The organism is Paenibacillus sp. tmac-D7, from assembly GCF_006519665.1.
GTDB classification, from domain to species: domain Bacteria; phylum Bacillota; class Bacilli; order Paenibacillales; family NBRC-103111; genus Paenibacillus_G; species Paenibacillus_G validus.
The window spans coordinates 171413-191503 of sequence record NZ_VIDW01000003.1 but is presented as its reverse complement, the minus strand read 5'-3'; the positions used below and the strand labels follow the sequence as shown (position 1 = coordinate 191503).

Genomic DNA, 20091 nt, shown 5'->3' with positions numbered 1-20091 from the left:
CCGGACGAACCGTTCCGGCTTTCTATCTTGTCAGCCCTATTTCAGGCTGCGCACCATCTCGTTCACTTTGCCGGCCATCTCTTTGTAGAACCGGTACAGCTCTTCCCCGTTCACATAATCGCCGCGGTCGTAATCGAGCGCCGCCTTGGCGTCTTGATAAACGCCGGCCATTTCCTGCAGCTTGCCGAGCAGGTCAGAGATGTCTTCGGATGCGGTCATTTGCCTGCTCCGTTCGGACGATTTGCGCTGCAGCTGGGCCATCTGCTTCGGCTGGAGTCCGCGCAGCTTGGCGTATATTTCGAAATCCAGGAACCGTCCGGCCTGCATGACGTTGGCGAACGGCTCCCACGGGTCTTCGTCGGGCCCGTGATCGTACACATAGAGCGCGCCTCTGCGGGCAATCGTTCCCGTATACATCGCCTCGATGAACTGCTTCATCAGCCGCTCCTCGTCCTGATGGGCGGCGATCACCTTATCGAGCTCCTCGACGCGTTCGCGAATCTGTTCGTATTTGCGGATTTCTTCCTTGACCAGCCGCAGCAGCTCCGGCGAACGGATCAGGTTTTCTTTCGCCATCTCTTCGCTGACGCTGCCGAAAATATCCTTCACGCTCACCGGCTCGAGCCCCTGCTCAAGCAGCGTCCGCAGCTCCGTCGCGCAGCGCTTGACCTCGCTCAAGTTCGGACGCGCTTCCTGCAGCTGCATCGCGTAGGACGCGACCTTGCGTTCCAGGTCAAGCGGTCCCGACAGCACGCACTCATAGCGGTGGATCGCTCCGGAATCGGCCGCTTTCTCACGGATGCAGCCGAGCGCAAGCGCCCGGTCGAACAGCGCGCGGACCTCCGCGTTGTAACTGCGCACCCGTCCGTTCACATAGGTGTCGCCCCAGGAACGCTCGGGAATCGGCGACGGCAAGTACGTCCAGTTTACTTTGTCGGTCTGCACGAGATGCCGGCCGATCCCTTCCGGCTCCAGAATCGAGCGCTCGTAGCTTTCCTCGTATACCTTAAGCGGCGTATACAGGAACAACGGCACGCCGTTCTGCGTGTTCAGCCAGAAGATGCGGTTCTTCACCTCGCTCTCCTTGATCGTGAACCGCGAATTGGCGATCGCGTTGTCTTGAAAATTGCGGATGCCCTTGAAGATGTTCGGCGCCTTCACCGGAACCGAAACGAAACCCCACGACGGAAAATTGAAGTGTCCCGACGAATTGGTCAGATGAAACACGGGCTTCGCCTCTTCGTACAGCCTTCCGGCGATGCGCTGCTCCACCAGCTTCTCGATCGAATCCTCATGGCCGTATTGGATGATCAAATATTCTTCCATCGACTTCGTGATGAGTTCGCCGAACTGCTCGGTGAGGAAGTCCGAAATCGAGCCGACGATATCGACCTCCTGCTCCTTCACCCAATGGTTGGCCTTCGCCAGCAGCTCCTGCGTAAAATCACGGATCAGCTCCTGCGAGTTGCGGTCCTCCGTCAATCGGCCGATCATCTTCGCCATATCCGGCACGCTGACGACGTTCCAGTAGTACGTTTTATTCCCCTTGTGGTCGACCTGCTCGTCGCCGTTCATCAAGATTTGGCCGTTTTTCTCGAAAATCCGGTTCAGCTCGTTCAGCAGCTCGGTGAACACCTGATAGATCCGGGAGTTGTCCTGGTTGATCAGCGTGTACAAATCCTCGTAAAACTCGATCATCTGCTCCATCCGCTCACGATCCGCGTGCAGCAGGTACTCCTGAATTTTGGCCTCGATGTAAGCATCCTTCTTGCGGTCCTTGGAGATGAACGCGCTCTTGGCTTCGCCGAGCTTTTGCAGCGCGCTTTCCTGAGCCGCTTCGAGATCGCGCGGAAGCCGCGCCAAATTTTCCTTCAAGGCTTCGATGTAGGAGGAGATCAGCTTCAGCAGGCAGAAGCCCTTGTCCTGCAAGATCATGCGCGACGCATAGAACGGCCCCTGCTCCGGATGCAGGAACACCCGCGTAATCTGCTCGGTGAACCGCTCCTTGATCTCGCCCGGCAGCTGCTTCCGGCATTTGATATATTCCTCGCGCGCGCGGGATAAATAGCTTTGCTCCAGCTCCGTGTCGACGTGCACGACCTGCTGCTTCACGACGTTCGCGTAACTGAGCCGCTCGCTGTTCTTGTAGCCGGGCAGCGGCTCCGGCACGCGTTTGTCGAATTCGCGGTGGATCGAATCGGGATCGAGCCCGAGCTTATGGGCAAGCTTCTCGACGTCCTCCTGGGACGGACCGGCATTGAACATGTTCTCCATGCGCTGGAACACTTTATAAGCCAAGTAAGTCGTCATCTCTTCAATCGGCAGCACCGCCGACGAAGCGCCCAGGATGTTGTATTGATAGTTGGCCGCATACGCCTTCGGCATCTGGTTAATATTCGTGCGGATGTTGCTGATGTAGTCGTGAATGGCGAACTCCTCGCCGGATTGCTTCTGCTCGCTGGCCATAAAATTCGTGATATTCTCGGCCGTTACGTTCATGCAGTAATCGTAGGCGTTCTCAAGCAGCTTGCCCTCGAGATTCGTCGCCGAAATCAAGTGGGCGAGGTTGAAGGGCGGCATCGGCGATTGGACGTTCAGAATGTTCGCATACTGCTGCCGGAACCGCTCCCCACGCTCGTCGACGTTCATCCAGTAGTCGAGCTCCTTGAGGGCGGCATAGCCGTTCTTCTTGATATATTCGCGCGAATGCTCGGTCAGGCTTTTGTTCGCCAAATTGACGTCCGGCGTAAACAGGTAGCCGAGAATGCTCACCTTGTCCACCCCGGCCGCACCGTAATCACGCTCGAGAATGCCGCGGACGATGTACGAGATGTCGAGGAAGCAGCCGCTGCCGGTGCCTCCGGACAAGCCGGTCAGCACGAACACCATCAGCTTCTTGTTCGTGCCGACCATCAGCGATTTGATTTTGCGCTCGATCGTCTGCACGACCTGCACGATCTTGGTAAACAGCAGCAGACGCCCCGCCTGGCGGACGCCGGATGCGCCGTTAATGCCGTCGGTAATCGTCAGCTCCGGCGACAGCCATTCCTTGATGTACGGCTCGAGGATGCTGCGGTTTTGCAGCACGCTGCCGATTTCGGCGTTGGCAAGCAGCACAAACTCGGTCATCGGGTCGAGGCCGATGCCTTTGTACCTTTTGCCCCGGTCGTGTTCGTTCGTCTCAAAGGCGAGAAACTCGATATTGTCAGGCTTTTCGCGCTTTTTCTTGGTGTACGGGTCCTCGGGCAGCTTAAACCGGCGGTTGACCTGATACTTTAAGCGGAGCAGCGCATCGATGCCGGTTCCTCCGAGACCGATGACCAGCATCGGGTTGTCGATCGTGTCGACCCGTATTTTCTCGCTGACGATGCCACCGCCGAGCGACACGTCGAGCTGCTGAATATGTTCTCTTACGACTGCTTTCATGTTTGACCCTCCTATGGGATAACGATGAACGGTTAGAATGCTCAAGCTTGCTTGTCTCTTTCATGAAGCTGCTATTTGATGTATTCGAGCGTCACCGAGCGGTGGACCCCGCTGAGCATAATGCGGATGCGGTCTCCCGCCCGCAGCTCTTTGCCGCCTGCCGCGTCCAGTACCCGTCCGCCCTTCTCGATGACGCAGGCCGACCCGTTATACAGCAGCAGGCTGTCGTTCGGCCCGGGGCGGAACGTCAAATCCTTCGTCTCGGCAAATTCGGGAGCGAGCTGGAGCAGCTGGTGAAGCGTGACCTTGCCTTTGAAGGCGTCCAGCTTGCGGTACTGCGGGGTTGTCCGCTCTCCCGTATCTTCGTCGCGCACCTCGATCACCATCTGCCCGACGAAGCCTTTGTTCGCTTTGCGCCACAGCGCCAAGCCGTACAGCCCCGCAGCCGCAGCGGCCAAAACGCCGGCGGCGATCGCCGCCCACGCCCCGGCCCCGAGACCCGGCTCCGCCGCTTCCGGCCCCGATTGCGGTGACGGCGCCCTGCCGGCGGCACCCGCCGCCGACAGCTTGACCGGGTCGGTCTCTCTGATGTAGCCCGCATCTTCCGCCCTTACCTTCAGCTCGTATTCGTGCGCTTCGGGCAGCTTGTAGCTGCCGGCAATTCCCTGCGCGCTGGAGACGAGCGGCTTTTCCTCCGTCCTGCCGGTTTGCAGATCCTTGACGATCAGCGTCGCTTTCAAGCTTTTGTACAGATCCGCATCTCCGGCTTTCCGGCCGCCCGATTCCAAATACGCTTGAACTGCAACATCATCCCCCACCTTCCACGTCTGAGTAGGCAAAGGCTCCATTTGCAGCTTCAGATCGTAGTTGTAAATGAGGTTGATCTTGATCTTATCCTTCGGCGCGCCCTTCACCTGCAGCTTCCAGGTCCCTTGTGCGGGCTGCAAAATTTTGAGAAGCGAATAAGCCCTTGACGACGAAAAGAGAATCTTGTCCGAAGGTATAGGCACCTCCGTGCCCTTCGGATCGGAGAGCTTCAGCTCCACCGGGGAACCGGACATGATCGAGATGTTCGCCTCCTTGACGCTGGCGTTCGGAATGTCGAGCGCCACCTCCTGGAAGGCCCCGCTCCCGTTCAGCTCTTGAATCGGCAGCACCTTCAGCTTCAAATGGCGGGCATAGATTTCGCTCAGGATGGCCGGCAGATCGTCGGCCGAGCTGGTCACGAACGATTTGGCGTCCGTTTCACCCGCAATCCGTTCGAGCGCCGATTGGTTCAGCTGACCGTCGGCATTCAGTCCGATCGTATAGATCGGAATGCCTTCGGTCTTGGCCCGCTCGACCGCTCCGGCCAGTTCCTTGTCCGACTGCTCCTGCGTCCTGCCGGCAGGCAGCGAGTTGTTGCCGTCCGTCAGAAGGACGACCAACGGGGTATGAGCGGGATCGGCTCCGTTCTCCAGCACCTTCAACGCCTCATTCACACCGACGGCCAGATCGGTGTAAGGCCCGCGGTCGAGCTGGTCGATGAAAGTCTTCACGCTCTGCTTGTCCGACGCGTCCTTCATCAGGAGCATCGCTTTCTCGCGCATAATGCGGTCCGTATAGGCGACGACGCCGATTTTGTCGCCCTGTACCGAAGCCATGTCGACAAAAAGCTTGACGGCTTCGAAGCTTACCTTATTCACGTCGCTTTCGTTCATGGATGTGCTGACATCCACCGCAAGCACGGCGTCCATTCTCGCATCGCCGGCCGGCCCGGCCGGCCCGGCCGTCTGTGCCGCAGCCGTCTGCAGCGGGAGCACGGCCAGCAGCAGCGGCAGCAGCGTGCGCGGCCATAGGTTTCTTTTTCTCACAGCGGGTCATTCCTCCAAACAAGCGCCTGCGCCCGAAGGCTGTCGCTCTTGTAGTATTTTGTCGGATAGGGTTGTACAATGTTCATTACAGTCGCTAGTAATTTAATATAATATCTGGTCCTAAATAAAAATGCTACTCAGCGAATTCTTATCATTTTCTTAAGATTCTCGCTGTCCTGGGGAGAGTGCCATGCTAACCTTGATCGTTTTGCTTGTCGCCGCATTGTATGCAGGGGTCCGATTGCTGACGTTCGTCTATTATAAAAAACACGACATTTCGCTCGCACAAATCGACGAAGCTTTGGCCGGACGCTTCAAGGAGGTGTCACATGAGTCCAAAAAAACCCATCCAATTGACTAAGACGATGCGAACGGCCTATTTGTTTCAACGTCTGCGCCAATGCAAGCGCTGCGGCGCCTACACCTGCCTGGACGCCGAGAGCTGCCCGGATTGCGGCGCGGTGCAGACGTGGATGCCGCTTCCGAAGCCCGCGGAGGCGGTGAGCCGGCAGCGCGCCTATACGGACATGCTCGTTCTCGGCATCTTCGCGGCGGCGGGCTTTCTTGTGGCGCGCAGCTTTGCCGAGATGGCGGCTGCCTTAGGGACCGGCGCGGTGCTGATCGCGGTTTACGCCAGAATCCGCCAAACCTATGAGCCTTATCTCCTTAGACGTATATTGAGCCGTCTACTCCTGCAAGAACATGAAAAAATTCGTCGAGGTCTGCTGCAGGATATCGACAAGGCGGAAGCCGACCTGAAGGCCGAAGACTACAAATCGGCGTACGAGAAATTCCGCGAAATCGGATTTTTCATCAAAGACAACCCGATCCGGCTGCTCAAGCTCATGTGCCTCAACCGCTTCATTCTGCGCAGCGATATGGAGCTTGAGCTGACCTCGCTCATTCCGGACCGGTTCGACGGCGATTTTGTGGCCTATCTGCTGGAGGTCGGCCGGGTCAAGCCACAGCTCATTGACCGGCCGACGATCCAATATGTCGTGAAGCACCGCGAACAGATCGAACGACTTCCGCACGGTTCGGAAGTGCTGACGGCAGCAGCCGCAGCGGCGCTGCGCATCCGGTCGCATCTGCCCCTCTACCGCAGCCTTGTGCTGGATTATGCCGACGCGCTGCCGGAGGACCGGCTGCGCCGGCTTCAACAGCTTGCGGCAGAACGCGCGGACGAGGATCCCGAGCTGTTCGAACGCGTGCGGCAAACGGTGAACCGCCGCTTCGGCGGCGACGCGTCTAAGCCGCAAGCCGTACCGGTACTGTCCGGTGAAGATGCTCATTCCAAATCGTAAAGGCGGGAAAGTTTGTGAAGGGGTTTACCTATCAACGTGCGAACCGCGTCAGAACGGCAGCTGCCGTGATGCTCGCGATCATGCTCGCCCTGGCGGGCTGGAAAACGTATGCGGCGCTGCAGACGGTTCGCGCGTACAAGCAGGCCGAAGCACATAAAGCCGCAGGGCGGCTGATGGAAGCGGAGGCGCAGTACCTGAAAGCGAGCTCGGTTCCCGGCTTCGACTACCGCAAGGAGGAAATATCCGCCTCCCTCGCCGAGCTGCAGCCGGTTGTTCACACGATGCGAACCGTGGCCTCGCTCTCCGCTTCGATTGCCGAAGCGGCTGCTTCCGGCAGCGTGGCCGGATTGGCAAAGGCGCACGCCGACTACCAGGAAGCCAAGCAGCAGCACGCCGCGCGGGGGGCAGCCGACGCCGAGCGGTTCGCACAGGCCGCAAGCGAAGCGCACCTCGAAACGGCGCTCGCGGACGCCTTCTCCGCTGCCCGCAAAGCGGCGGAGAAACGGCTTGCGGGCAGCAAGCCCGCGGACGACACCGGCAGCGCGGCTTCCGAGCTGATCCTGATTCCCGCGGCGTATTACGGCGGCGACGCCGCCAAGCGCAAAGCGGTGAACGCGCTGCTCCAGAGTCGCGATACGGCGAGGCTGGATGCGCTCGCCAGAACGAAGCCTTACAAGGAAGTATGGAAGCTCGGCGAAGAATTGAGGATCTCTTATGAACGGCTGGGCTGGGAGGCGGCATGGATCGCGCCGAAGCTGGAGAAGCTCGCACTCGGTTCGCTCAGCATCGTCGAGAAGCAGGATTTGGGGAAATTTCTGGACGCTGCGCAGCAGCTCAAATCGTATGAGGCCTGGGCCGGGCCGGGCAGCAAAATCGACGCGTATGTCGACTCGGTTATCCGCAATCGGCTGGTAAAAGCGGCTGCGCTTGCCGACAGCGGCAAGTACGACGAAGCCATCGCCCTGTATCGGACGATCGGCGATTACCGCGACACGTCGAAGGAGCTGCTGGCGGTTGAGCAGCGGAAGCTGGCGAACGACCCTCAGCAGCTGCTGCAAGCAGCCGGCGCCCCGGGCAAGCTGGCAGCGGTGACGAGGCTCAAAGGACGGGACGGATCCGCGCAGGCGGCAGCTTTGAGCGAGACAGGCACGCGGCTTTTCTTTGCGCAGCTGCAAGCGGACGGCAGCCCCGGGCTGCTTGAAACCGAACTGAGCCCCGGCGTGAAGCCCAAGTCGGTGCGCTACTCGGAGCCGGCAAGTCCGGGCGGCGACAAGCTGCTGCTGATCGAAGGCGTTTCTGCGCAGCGCAAAGCGCGGTATGTGCTCGTGCAAATCGGCAATACCGGGCTGCATCCGGTTCTTGACGTGGAAGCGGACGCGATAATGTCCGGTCAGGACGGCGAGCTGACGGTTGCCCGTCCGCTGTCGGCGGTAACCGGCGCGTCGGACGCGGGAGCCTTGCTGCGCGGCTATTACCGCTACGAGCAGGACCATTATGTGCTTGTTCGAGCGGAAAGCGCTGAGCCGGATCGGGCTAAGAACGAGCCCGCTCAACCAGAGGAAACAAAGCCCGACCTTGGCAAGCCCCATCCGCCGGAGCCCGACGCGGGTAAGCCCGAAGGTTCCGGCAGCGAGACGCAGCCGGAAATACCTAAGAAACCGGCGGAAAACGGGACTCAAAAACAGTAATTCATTGAAGCCATTGCAGGACTTTGGAAAACGAGGATGCGTCGTACTGTTTTTCTCAAGTGCCTCCCTTTGATCACGACAACAATAAAGCCACAGAGATCAAAGTCGTCTGTGGCTCATGATTAAGAATGAAGCTGGCGGGCTATCCATATGAAGTCATATCAAACGAATCGTTATCCACATACAAGGTGCAATTCAGGTGGGTGCGAAGGACCGTCGCCGGACATGCTGTCGTAATGGAAAGCTTTAACGTATTCCTAACGGCTTCGCGTTTGGTCGGACCCGGCACCATGCAGAATAGTCGGTAAGCGGACATAAGTACAGGGATCGTTAAGGTTAGGGCGTGTGTAGGCACCGCATTCAGATCCGGAAAGCACCCGTCGTTGACTTGCTGTTGTCTGCATGCGGTCTCCAGCGGGATCGCTTTAACGGCATAAGGATCAGCGAAATCAGCTACAGGCGGATCATTGAATGCAAGGTGCCCGTTCTCGCCGATCCCGAGAAATACGAAGTCGATCGGCGCTTCCTGCAGCAATTCCGCATACCTGCGGCACTCCGCCTCCACTCCGTCGCTGCCATCGATCAGATGAACCACTCCGGGCTGTACTTTGTTGAAGATGCTCCTCTTGAGAAATTCCGAAAACCGTTGCGGCGAGCCTTGCGGTAAGCCGATGTACTCATCCATATGAAATGCGGTTATTCGATTCCAGTCGATGCCATCCTCCAGAGCTAACTGCTCCAAGAACTCATTCTGGGAAGGCGCGGCTGCAAATACAATACGAACTTGCTCCTTCTCCTTCAGCCGGTTACGGACGGCTTCCGCCGCCTCGCTTCCCGCTGCCCTACCCAGCTCGCGTCGGTCGGCATACACCCCGACCTTTAAATGGTCTGCCGTCAAACTTCGCTCAGGCTTGATGCTGATTGTCATACGGCTCCTCCTCCTTATGCCATTAAGGCTTCAAGTATTGGGTTTCCCCGCCTACGATGGTCTCTCTAATTTCCAGGGAACCCCGTTCATCAGGTCCTGTAAAGAGCGTGAAGTTGGCAGCACTACCCGGCCGCAGCCAATCTCCGCCTGGAAAGCCGAGGACACGTTCCGGACGAAGCGTGACCGCTTGAATCGCCTCATTCAGCGTAATTCCGGCAAGCTGTATGGCGCCTGCAATGCCCACATCCAGAGCTTGGGCAGAACCTGCCAATATCAGCGGTTGGTCTACGGGCGTGAGCTTGCCGTCGGCATGAAGCTCAACTTCCGCTCCGATTACGCTTGAATACCGGCCTGGCTTCATGCCTCCGAATTTCACACAATCGCTCACCAGAATGAATTGATCGCGCTTCGCTCGAAGCATCGCCTTTAACACAGCCTTACTCAGATGATGGCCATCTGCAATAAAAGTAGCGCACAGCCGGTCTTCCGCCAATTGATTCCATATGTAATGGGGATGCCTCGGTAATACAGGATGTGCACCGTTTCCCAGATGCGTCGACAAGGCAGCTCCTGCGGCTACCGCTTGTTCAAGCTGCTCCAGACTAGCGCAGGTGTGGCCTATGCTAACCGCAATACCGGCTGCCTTCAGTTTTTCAATAAAAGGGATAGCCCCTTCTCTTTCCGGTGCCACGGTAACCAGGCGGATCCGATTGCCCGACGCCTCTTGCCACTGGGCAAACTCATGCCAATCGGGATCCCTCACGAACGTCTTGTCGTGAGCCCCGCGTGGACCATCTTCGCCGGAGACATAGGGCCCCTCCAAATGGATGCCAATTACCGACTTGTTGACATTCGGATATTGCTCACAAGCCTCAGAGATGGCCGTCATGGCTTGCTTGATTCTCTCGAAGCTTCCCGTTATGACCGTCGGCAAGTAACGGGTAACGCCCTTTTCATACAGCGATTCCGTGACACCGGCCACATCCTGAACCGTTGTGATTTCACCGTTGAAGTCAAATCCGTTATAGCCGTTGACCTGCAAGTCAATCCAGCCCGGCGAAATCCAAGGAAGCCCTTCCTCTTCAGCAATGGAGCGGACCGAGACGATCAAACCGTTGCTGATTTCTACTTCAACCGCTTCATTTGTATCAAATCTTATCCCACGGGATCTCATTGATGATCACCCGCCCTTTGTCAGGATCGATCCGAATGGTCCAGAACGACTTCACGTTGTCGTTTAGAAGATTCGTAGGTGCCGAGAATAATGTCCAATGCATGAATTCCTTCTTCGCCTGGCACGATCGGGGCGCGTTTTTCTTGTACGGCGAGGGCCATGTCACGAATTTGGATGCGGTGTCCGTCCGGAATAACACGGAAAGGCTCGAACGTTGGGATTTGAATATCTTCTCCATCGACCTGTAACAATTCAATTTCATCTTCTTTATAAATGATGGAACCTTTCTCGCCGTGTATTTCCAATCGCTGACCCAAATCAGGGTATACCGTCGTCGTGATCTCCATCACTCCCATAGCCCCGTTCTGAAAGCTTAGCAGCGACACGGCCGTATCCTCTACCTCGATGTTTCTAAGCATCGTATGGGCGCGACCGTAAATCGACTTCACAGGACCGACGAGCCATTGCAGCAGATCAACCGTATGAATCCCCTGATTCATCATCGATCCGCCGCCATCGATCTCCCAAGTCCCCCTCCAGCCGGCGCTGTCATAATACTGCTGACTGCGGAAAATTTTCACATAAGCGTCGCACAAGCTTAATTTCCCAAGCTTACCGTCCGCGATCCATTTCTTTACAAATTGGGCGGCAGGCGACATTCTTCTTGGGAAAATAGTGGCCAGCAGCACACCTTGCTCCTTGCATTCCCGAATCATCCGGTGTGCGTCTTCCAAGTGAATCGCCATCGGTTTTTCCACCAGTACATGCTTACCGGCCCGTGCCGCAAGTATGGTTTGCTCCGCATGATACCCGCTTGGCGTGCATATGCAAACCACATCGATATCATCGTTGCGCAGCATATCTTCAAGCTGCGTATAAAGCTTGCCACCGTGTTTATCCGCGAACTTCTGTCCTTTCTCTGCTTCCGTTTCACAAACCGCAATCAGCTCGGCCTCCTCAACTTCTTGAATCGCATTGGCATGAATCTCGGCAATAACACCGCATCCCACGATCGCAAACTTCGTCGTTGTTCTTTCCTTCTTCATCGCTGAATCTTCCTCTCGTGCAAATCTAAAATGGTTGCAAGCCCATCGGCCTTGATGGTCGCTTCCGTTGTCTTAAGAATATCGTTGTGGGTCAGGAGGGAATCCAAGCCTTGTATACGCCGGATGAAATCTTCCGTAATCGTGCATGGTGGCGATAGGAGAGGGACCAAGACAGCAGGCTCTCCATTCGTCAGTTGAATCATGATGCTCTCTTCTCGAACAAATGGATCCCCTTGCAGCCTTAGCTCGGCGAATCCTTCCGTTCCTGTTACGAAAATCCGTCCGTCCCCCCACGTCCAGCTCTTGCCCGGGGTATGCCAATCGGCATAAAGCTGGGCCACGATACAATCCTCCATGACAACTTGAACGCTTGCCGTATTATAAAAGGTCGGGTGCTCAGGCAAAATCGTTTTGCCCACGCAGCCATCGAACTTTTCAATTTCTTTTCCCGTAAACCAGCGGAGAAGATCGAAATCATGAACAAGCAGATCAATCAGAATTCCGCCTGAAAGCTGCTTGGAGAAAAACCAGGCAGGCCGTTTCGATGCATCCAAGCGGTGAGGCTTTCGCATGCCGATCGTGACGATATCGCCTAAAGCACCTTGCTCGAGCTGCTGCTTCAACGTATAGATGGCAGGATGAAACCGTTCGGTGAGCAGCATGCCGATTTGAATGCGCCCCCTGTCAAGCACAGCCTTCAATCGCTCCAGTCCTTCCCTGCTTGTGACTGCCGGTTTGTCCAGCATCACATGCTTCCCGCGGCTTTCGCATAGCTCGATGACATCTATTTTATGTGCATTGATCGAAGCACAGCCAATGACAGCAATGTCGTCCCCCAGCAAGCTTTCTTTATCTTCCGCAAGAGGGATGCCGAATTGGTCAGCAAAGCCTTGGGCCAGCTCATCATTATCATCCTCAAATATTCCTGCGCAAGTGTAACCTAATTCCAGCATTTCGCTGATAAATATTCCAATATGCGCATGCTGACAGCCTATAATGGCAAACCGGCGTGAATTCATGCGGGGAATACTGCACGAGCGTAAAGGAGACGGCGCTGACAGCGAGCAGCAGCGCGATGAGCTTGACCCCTTTGTTTAGTACAAACCGGCCTGCCGCCAGAACGGCGTTCCCCCCTGCCCTTGACTTTCGTCGCGTCAGGAGTTCCATCGCCATTCCTCAATGTTGTCGGTTACCGGCCATCCGTGTCCGTGCGGATGAATCTTCTGCTTGCCGATATCGAGGCCCAGCTTCACCAGATACAAGTGGTCCAGGTTCACGAGCCAGGCCCAAGGCGCATCCCCCTGCGCGCTCAAGCCGGTTTGGCCGTCCCACTGGGCTTTTTTCCACAGATTCCAGGCGTCTTTCTCATGGATCGCCTTCAAAGCCTGATTCATGTAAGCCTCAACGGCCGGATTGTGGTAAAATCCGGGATTGTAATAATCGACGCCGCTGAACTTGCTGCTGTACACATTGTACATTTCCACCGGATCGTGGCTTCCCCAGCCGAAGAGAACCGCATTCGCATGCATTTGCTTGCCAATGTCATCCCAGCTTTTCCCTTCCACCTTGACTTGAATGCCAAGCGGCTTGAGCGAATCGGCTGCGGCGAGAGCAAGTGACTGGCGGGTGACGTCGCTTGACGGGTAGATGAGGGTAAACTCGGCCTTCAGAGCGCCTTTCTCCACGATGCCGTCGCCGTTCGTATCCTTCCATCCGTCGTCCGCAAGCAGCTGCTTCGCCGCATTCATATCGCCGTCTTGAATGACGGCCTCGGCATTAAACCAGGGCAGCCCGTCATTAATCGAATACGCGGGCGTGCCGTGTCCCTCCAAGACGCCTTGAACCAGCGCCTTGCGGTCCAGCGCCAGATTGATCGCCTTGCGGATCGACAATTCCGCGGTGACATCGTTGCCGACCGGATATCCTTCTTTCGTTTGGCCGCCCGATTTTACGTAGGGAAACATGATTCCGCGGTTGTCCACCGTATGTATAGCTTGAAGCTGCATGCCGCTCACCTGCTGTTTGCTGAACGCCGCAGGGATGGCCGCCATATCGACCGTTCCGGCTTTGGCGGCGGCGAAAGCCGCATCCTCGGCAAGAAACAGGAATGTGATTTTCTTGAAGTAGGGCTTCGTCCCGTAATATTCGGGATTCGGCTCGACGATCAGCTGCTGCCCTTGATCCCATTGCACTAGCTTATAAGGGCCGGAGCCGACCGGTTTTTTGGCATAATCGCTGCCGTGCGCATGCTTCGGAACAATACCTGTGCTCACAAGCATCTGGGCGAAGGTCGATTGCGGTTCCTTCAATGAAAACTTGACCGTATGCTCGTCCGCCGCCGCCACATCCTTGACATTGCTTAAATCGATGGCAGAGCCGCTGCGGCTGCGGTTTGGAACGTATACTGAACGTCGGCGGCCGTTAACGGATGCCCGTCGGAAAATTTGACATCCTTCCGCAGCTTCACCGTCCAGTCCAGACCGTCCCCGCTGACCTCATAGCCCGTTGCAAGATCGTTGACGATATTCAAGCTGCTGTCGCGCTTGAGCAGCGTGCTTTGAAACAACGGAGATCCGTAGCGCCCCCATCCCGTTGTCGGATCGAAGCCTCCCTCGGCTCGCCGCCTATCGCAAGAACAAGCTCCTCCTTCGGGGCGGCCGCCTGCTCGGTCTTGGCCCGGGTGCAGCCGCTGATGCAAAGCGCTGCCACTAACAGCATCATTAGCGTCCATCGTAAACACATTTTTAAACTCAAACACTCCTTCGAATTAAGTTGTTAACGTGTGCAGTAGCACGTTTCATGTATATAGTAGCACTTGCATAGCGTAGCACATGAAACCAATTTCTGTCACTACAATTGTGCTATTATTTTTAAACTTTGTGTTACAACAACCGCTGCTCTGCCTCTTCTCCGCTTGTTCATAAAAAAGGTTTGAATAAACCTAAGAAATATTGTACTATTACTCGGTATTCGATAATTGAATCATGTGGAAATAGGTGCTCCGGACCGGTCGTTATGCCGGGCGGAGCTTAAAAGGGAAGTTCGGTGAAATGCCGACGCGGTCCCGCCACTGTAACAGAGGAGTCGAACGTCACCCGGCGCCACTAATCCTTCGGATTGGGAAGGCCGACGCAAGACGATGATTCTGGAGCCAGGAGACCTGCCTATTTTGACAGCACTGCTTTTACCTACGGGAGATAGGGAGGTGTTAAAGATGGCAGCCGCCGTACAAACAATCGGGAGGCATCTTTACCCTTGACTTTTACTGGGTAAAGATGCCTTTTTTGCATGGGAAAGCACCGCTTATGAAAACAAATGAACTGGAGGAATACCTATGAACCGAGCATTAAGCAGCAACCTGGGATATCCGCGAATCGGCGGCGGGCGCGAATGGAAAAAAGCGCTTGAGGCCTTCTGGGCCGGAAAGCTGCAGGAGACGGAGCTGGTCAGCCGCATGGAAGAAATACGGCTCAACCATCTTCGCACCCAGCAGGCGAGCGGCATCGACTTGATCCCTGTCAACGATTTCACCTTCTACGACCACATGCTGGATACGGCAGCGATGTTCGGGCTCGTGCCCGGCCGCTTCGGTTACGAAGGCGGCGAAGTGCCGCTGAGCACCTATTTCGCGATGGCCCGCGGCAGCGAGGGCGCCCCGGCCTGCGAGATGACCAAATGGTTTAACACCAACTACCACTACATTGTGCCGGAGCTGAACGGCGCCGAGCCGCAGCTGACCGTGAACAAACCGCTCCTGGCCTACCGGGAAGCCAAACTCCGTCTCGGCATTGAAGGCAAGCCCGTCCTGATCGGGCCATACACGTTCCTGAAGCTGTCCAAGGGCTACAAGACCGAGCACTTCGATAAGCTGCTGGAGCGGTTCGTGCCTTTGTATGCCCGCATATTGAGCGAGCTTGAGCAGGAAGGCGCGCAATGGGTGCAGATCGATGAGCCGATTCTTGCGACCTCATTAACGGAAGCCGATATGGAGCGGCTCGCATTCGTTTACAAGAAGCTGAACGAAGCGGCCCCACGTCTTAAGCTGATGCTGCAAACGTACTTCGACGCCGTCGATCTGTATGAACAAATCGTTACGCTGCCGGTTCAAGGCATTGGCCTCGACTTCGCTCACGGGCTGGACAAAAACAGCGAGCATTTGCTGCAATATGGATTTCCTGCAGATAAGAGGCTTGGCGTCGGCTTGATCGACGGACGAGGCATTTGGCGTTCCGATCTGGACGCGCGGCTCCGGCTGCTCCACACGTTGTCCCCGATCGTCCCGTATGAGAGAATGATGATCCAGCCAAGCTGCAGCCTGCTTCATGTTCCGGTCACGGCCGCACATGAAACGAAGCTGGAGCCTACGCTGCGGAACGCACTTGCGTTCGCAAACGAGAAGCTCGAGGAGCTCGTACTATTGACCCGAGCCGTGAACGAAGGTCCCGCGGCAATCGCAGCCGAGCTGGAACAAAGCCGTCAAGCGGTTCAGGAGCTCAACGCCTCCCCTTCCCGAAACAACGAACGGGTGCAGTCCGAAACGAGCCGGATCGCCCTCCAGCCGTCCGAGCGAAGCCGGCCCTTTGCGGAGCGGCGTGCCGTTCAGCAGAGCAAGTGGAACTTGCCGTTCCTGCCCACGACTACGATCGGCAGCTTCCCGCAGACGCTCGAAGTGAGACAGGCCCGGAAACATTGGAGAAGCGGCGAATGGAGCCAGGAGCAGTATGAAGCCTTTATCCGGGAACAAATTCGGACCTGGATCGCTTTGCAGGAGGAATTGGATCTGGATGTGCTCGTTCACGGTGAATTTGAACGGACGGATATGGTGGAATTTTTCGGCGAGAAACTGGACGGTTTTGCGTTCACGTCGAACGGCTGGGTACAGTCCTACGGCTCCCGCTGCGTGAAGCCGCCTGTCATATACGGCGACGTGGAATTCACAAAGCCGATGACGGTCGATGAAACCGTCTATGCGCAGAGCTTGACCGCTAAACCGGTCAAAGGCATGCTGACGGGCCCGATTACCATTCTGAACTGGTCCTTCGTCCGGGACGATATCCCGCGGGAGACGGTGGCCTATCAGATCGCTTTGGCGCTTCGCCGCGAAGTGGAAGCGCTCGAACGCGCCGGTGTGGAAATGATCCAGATGGACGAGCCTGCACTTCGCGAGGGGCTGCCGCTGAAGCGGGAAGATTGGCAGAAGTATCTGGAGTGGTCGGTGCTTGCCTTCCGGCTGGCTACATCGACGGTCAAGGATACGACGCAAATCCATACGCATATGTGCTACTGCGAGTTTCACGATATTATCGATTCGATCCGTGCCCTGGATGCGGACGTCATCTCCATCGAGACGTCCCGCAGCCACGGCGAATTGATGCACAGCTTCGAGGAGCACACCTACGATCACGGCATCGGTCTTGGCGTGTACGACATTCACAGTCCGAGAGTGCCTTCCGTGGATGAGATGGTGCGAATGATCGACCGCGCGCTTGCCGTGCTGGACCCCGAATTGTTCTGGATCAATCCGGACTGCGGACTCAAGACGAGAGGCGTTGACGAAACGATCGCAGCCCTCCGGAATATGGTCGCTGCCGCCAAACAGTACCGGGAACAAAGCTTAAAACCGGTCTGATACATGCTCCAGCGGGCATATCCGCCACACAACAACACAACGGCCGCTTTCCGATTATCGCCGGTAAAGCGGCCGCTCTATTCATTCGGGAAGCCGATGTTCACGACATCGGACAACCCGTCGGATGAAACGATAAAGACAGGTTTACGGCCGTATGCTGTACGGGCTCAGGGGCAGCAAATCCCCTGGAGCAAGCTGCCGATTGACCGTATTCGCTACAAACTTGTCCAACATTGTCCCGCTTCCGTCTGTCCTTGCTTCCGGTATACCGGGCAGGCCGCTGTTCCCCGACTTGCGAATCTCAAACTGCACGTTCGCTCCCTCCTCCTTCGCCATTCCTTAGATGGACCGCGTCCCTAATTACTTGTTGCGAAGAGACGGGAACGGGCCTCGTTCCTTTCCATGGCACATTTTTAATTTTACTTATTCCCCCAGAGATTCCTATGACTCGAACGGGCTATTATTATTACGGAAAATTGAACTCTTGCCATGCATGAAATGCGGGGGCTTGACAGGTAGGATTATAATAAAAGAATTAGATGAAGCTGGAGGTGCCACATTTGAACACGCAGAACGTATCCAGCGGTATCATATCCGCTCTAATGGCTTATACAGGGGGCCTCATTCTTGTGATTGATACGGCGAACGCCGCAGGCTTCAGCAGGCCTGTGCTCATTTCCTGGATTTGTGCCGTTTACATCATCGGCGGCCTATTGAATCTTGCTTTGGCGCTGATGTACAAAATTCCAATCGCCGGCTGCCATTCCATTACAGCGATAGCCTTTTTAAGCACGGCTGTTTCCGGGTTCTCCTTATCCGAACTGGCAGGGAGCTACATATTGGCGGGAGTCGTCGTTGCGCTGGTCGGGTTGTCCGGCCTGTTCGACAAGTGGCTCCGTTACATTCCGAAACCGATGCTGGACGCCATGCTGGCGGGATTGGTCCTGAACTATATCGTCAAAATGGTTCCCGCCCTCAAGCAAGCTCCGCTTATTGGCGGGTTAGCCGTATTCGGATTTTTGATCATGCCGAAAATATCCAAGAAAATCCCGCCGATCATCGGGGTACTGGTTTTCGGCATCATAGGACTTGCGGTCAGCGGCTCCTTGCCGCCGATGAAAGAAGCGGTATTCGCATGGCCGCAAACCGTAATGCCTACCTTTACCGCGCATGCTTTTATATCGATCACGATACCGGTCGCCGTACTGATTCTAAGCAACGATATTGCCGTAGCCCTTGCCGCGCTCCGAAAAAATGGCTTCGAGCTGCCCGTCAACAGGATCTTGGTCATTTCGGGCTTGGCCACTTCCTTCGTCGGTTTATTCGGCGGACATGCTGCCACCGTTGGAGGGATGATGAGCGCCATCTGCAGCCAGGACGAATCGGGCCCCAAACACAAACGTTACTGGGCGGGTGTCGTTTCAGGAAGCCTGGTGCTTGTGTTTGGCCTGTTCGCGTGGTGGGCCGTTTCTTTTATTGAGGTGCTGCCGCTTTCTTTTATTACCATTATCGCGGGATTTACGTTGATCGGGGTGTTGATGAACAGCCTGCAATCCGCTTTTTCGGAATCCACCTACCGCTATTCCACCGTGTTTGCGTTTGCGATCGCTGTGTCCAACGTGACTTTTCTTGGGATTGCTGCGCCCGTCTGGTCCCTGGTCATCGGCGTGCTTTCGGCCAAAATATTAAGAGAAGGCATCGATCATCGGGTTGCGGAAAAAGCCTTGGAAGGAAATTGAAGCAGCGAGCGAGTGCCGCCATACAAAAAAGAGGATGCCGCTGTTGCCGTTGGCATCCTCTTTCGCACCTGCATGCAGGTCTATTATCGTTTTACGGAAAGATGAGGGTCAATTACAAACTTTTTGGAAGCGCCTTTATCGAATTCCGAATAAGCGGCAGGCGCTTGGTCGAGCGAGATCAAAGTAGCGTTGACCGCTTTGGCGATTTGGGCTTTTCCGCTCAGGATGGACGTCATCAATTCCCGGTGATACTGCATGACCGGCGTTTGTCCGGTTACAAACGTATGGGATTTGGCCCAGCCCAAGCCGAATCGGATTTTTAAGGTCCCGATTTTGGCATCTTCATCGACAGCGCCCGGGTCACCGGTTACATAGAGTCCGGGAATGCCAAGCCTTCCCCCAGCACGTGTAACCTCCATAATCGAATTTAATACGGTAGCAGGCGCTTCGCCATGCGCGTGGCCATGGCCGTGCGCTTCGAATCCTACGCAGTCGATCGCGCAATCCACTTCAGGCTCCCCTAGAATTTGGTCAATTTGCTCAGCCAGGTTCGCATGCTCGCGCAAATTAACCGTTTCGCACCCAAAGCTCTTGGCCTGCGCTAATCTTTCGCTGTTCAGGTCGCCTACGATGACAACAGCTGCGCCAAGCAGCTGGGCGGAGTGGGCCGCAGCCAAACCGACCGGACCGGCACCCGCGACATAAACGGTAGATCCCGGCTTGACACCGGCGCTTACTGCGCCATGATATCCCGTCGGGAATATATCCGACAGCATGGTCAAATCGAGAATTTTTTCCATAGCACGGTCTTTGTCCGGAAATTTAAGCAGTTGGAAGTCCGCGTAAGGAACCATGACGTACTCCGACTGGCCGCCGACCCAGCCTCCCATATCCACGTAGCCGTAGGCCGAGCCCGGACGGTCCGGATTCACATTCGAGCATACATTCGTGTTGCGTTCTTTGCAGTTCCGGCACCGGCCGCAAGCAATATTAAAGGGAACGGAAACAAGATCGCCCTTCTTAATAAACTCGACATCGCGTCCGACTTCGATGACTTCTCCGGTAATCTCATGCCCTAATACCAAGCCGCTTGGAGCGGTTGTACGGCCTCTCACCATATGCTGGTCACTGCCGCAAATATTAGTCGTGATCACCTTCAGAATGACGCCATGCTCACATTTCCTGCCGACGTTCAACGGGTTGACACCCGGTCCGTCCCGCAAAATCAATTCGGGATAACTGATATCCCGAACCTCCACTTCTCCTGGTCCAACGTAAACAACTGCGCGATTTCCTGCCATGAA

General features: G+C 56.1%; 13 protein-coding genes, 1 pseudogene and 1 riboswitch. Of the genes and pseudogenes, 5 read left to right on the top strand and 9 right to left on the bottom strand.

Features of this window, described 5'->3' with window-relative positions:
• Positions 1 to 36: 36 nt before the first annotated feature.
• Together FKP33_RS03625 and FKP33_RS03620 are read right to left on the bottom strand one after the other, a co-directional pair.
• The gene (locus tag FKP33_RS03625; protein ID WP_141333942.1) at positions 37 to 3426 is read right to left on the bottom strand and encodes a tubulin-like doman-containing protein; all 3390 of its coding nucleotides are present in this window, start codon (positions 3424 to 3426) and stop codon (positions 37 to 39) included.
• Between the two features lie 71 nt (positions 3427 to 3497).
• Entirely contained in the window at positions 3498 to 5279 is a 1782-nt protein-coding gene (locus FKP33_RS03620; protein WP_258313362.1) for a vWA domain-containing protein, read from the bottom strand.
• 190 nt (positions 5280 to 5469) lie between these two features.
• Between FKP33_RS03620 and FKP33_RS26955 the strand changes: the two genes are divergently transcribed.
• The 3 genes from FKP33_RS26955 to FKP33_RS03610 are packed head-to-tail and all read left to right on the top strand — an operon-like array spanning position 5470 to position 8271.
• Positions 5470 to 5640 carry a hypothetical protein gene (locus tag FKP33_RS26955; RefSeq protein WP_164751690.1) on the top strand — a complete coding sequence of 57 codons (171 nt, stop codon included), beginning with the start codon at positions 5470 to 5472 and terminating at the stop codon, positions 5638 to 5640.
• Positions 5609 to 6583, top strand: coding sequence for a hypothetical protein (locus tag FKP33_RS03615; protein WP_127604316.1), 975 nt, complete (start codon positions 5609 to 5611; stop codon positions 6581 to 6583). The genes FKP33_RS26955 and FKP33_RS03615 overlap by 32 nt, the downstream gene beginning before the upstream one ends.
• 14 nt (positions 6584 to 6597) lie before the next feature.
• On the top strand, positions 6598 to 8271 hold the full coding sequence (locus FKP33_RS03610; RefSeq protein ID WP_141333941.1) for a hypothetical protein: 1674 nt from the start codon (positions 6598 to 6600) through the stop codon (positions 8269 to 8271).
• Between the two features lie 142 nt (positions 8272 to 8413).
• On the opposite strand, the gene FKP33_RS03605 is transcribed toward FKP33_RS03610, so the two are convergent.
• From FKP33_RS03605 to FKP33_RS03585, 5 genes and pseudogenes are all read right to left on the bottom strand, one after another.
• Entirely contained in the window at positions 8414 to 9199 is a 786-nt protein-coding gene (locus tag FKP33_RS03605) for a glucosamine-6-phosphate deaminase (RefSeq protein WP_141333940.1), read from the bottom strand.
• 22 nt (positions 9200 to 9221) lie between these two features.
• Complete coding sequence (locus FKP33_RS03600; RefSeq protein WP_141333939.1) at positions 9222 to 10373, bottom strand: N-acetylglucosamine-6-phosphate deacetylase; 1152 nt, start codon at positions 10371 to 10373, stop codon at positions 9222 to 9224.
• A gap of 20 nt (positions 10374 to 10393) precedes the next feature.
• Positions 10394 to 11419 carry a Gfo/Idh/MocA family protein gene (locus tag FKP33_RS03595; RefSeq protein WP_127604324.1) on the bottom strand — a complete coding sequence of 342 codons (1026 nt, stop codon included), beginning with the start codon at positions 11417 to 11419 and terminating at the stop codon, positions 10394 to 10396.
• Positions 11416 to 12438, bottom strand: a complete 1023-nt coding sequence (locus tag FKP33_RS03590; RefSeq protein ID WP_141333938.1) for a Gfo/Idh/MocA family protein — start codon at positions 12436 to 12438, stop codon at positions 11416 to 11418. Before FKP33_RS03590 ends, FKP33_RS03595 begins: the two co-directional genes overlap by 4 nt.
• 135 nt (positions 12439 to 12573) lie before the next feature.
• A pseudogene (locus FKP33_RS03585) lies at positions 12574 to 14140 on the bottom strand (ABC transporter substrate-binding protein).
• Between the two features lie 256 nt (positions 14141 to 14396).
• Positions 14397 to 14601, top strand: a riboswitch (cobalamin riboswitch).
• Between the two features lie 152 nt (positions 14602 to 14753).
• Here FKP33_RS03585 and metE point away from each other — a divergent pair.
• Positions 14754 to 17048 carry a 5-methyltetrahydropteroyltriglutamate--homocysteine S-methyltransferase gene (gene metE / locus FKP33_RS03580; protein WP_141333937.1) on the top strand — a complete coding sequence of 765 codons (2295 nt, stop codon included), beginning with the start codon at positions 14754 to 14756 and terminating at the stop codon, positions 17046 to 17048.
• Between the two features lie 144 nt (positions 17049 to 17192).
• Here metE and FKP33_RS26950 read toward each other — a convergent pair whose 3' ends face one another.
• Positions 17193 to 17360, bottom strand: coding sequence for a hypothetical protein (locus tag FKP33_RS26950; protein ID WP_181410034.1), 168 nt, complete (start codon positions 17358 to 17360; stop codon positions 17193 to 17195).
• A gap of 248 nt (positions 17361 to 17608) precedes the next feature.
• Between FKP33_RS26950 and FKP33_RS03575 the strand changes: the two genes are divergently transcribed.
• On the top strand, positions 17609 to 18787 hold the full coding sequence (locus FKP33_RS03575; protein WP_230876008.1) for a benzoate/H(+) symporter BenE family transporter: 1179 nt from the start codon (positions 17609 to 17611) through the stop codon (positions 18785 to 18787).
• A gap of 83 nt (positions 18788 to 18870) precedes the next feature.
• Here the strand turns inward: FKP33_RS03575 and fdhA are convergent, their stop codons facing one another.
• On the bottom strand, positions 18871 to 20088 hold the full coding sequence (fdhA, locus tag FKP33_RS03570) for a formaldehyde dehydrogenase, glutathione-independent (protein WP_127604353.1): 1218 nt from the start codon (positions 20086 to 20088) through the stop codon (positions 18871 to 18873).
• Between the last annotated feature and the right edge of the window lie 3 nt (positions 20089 to 20091).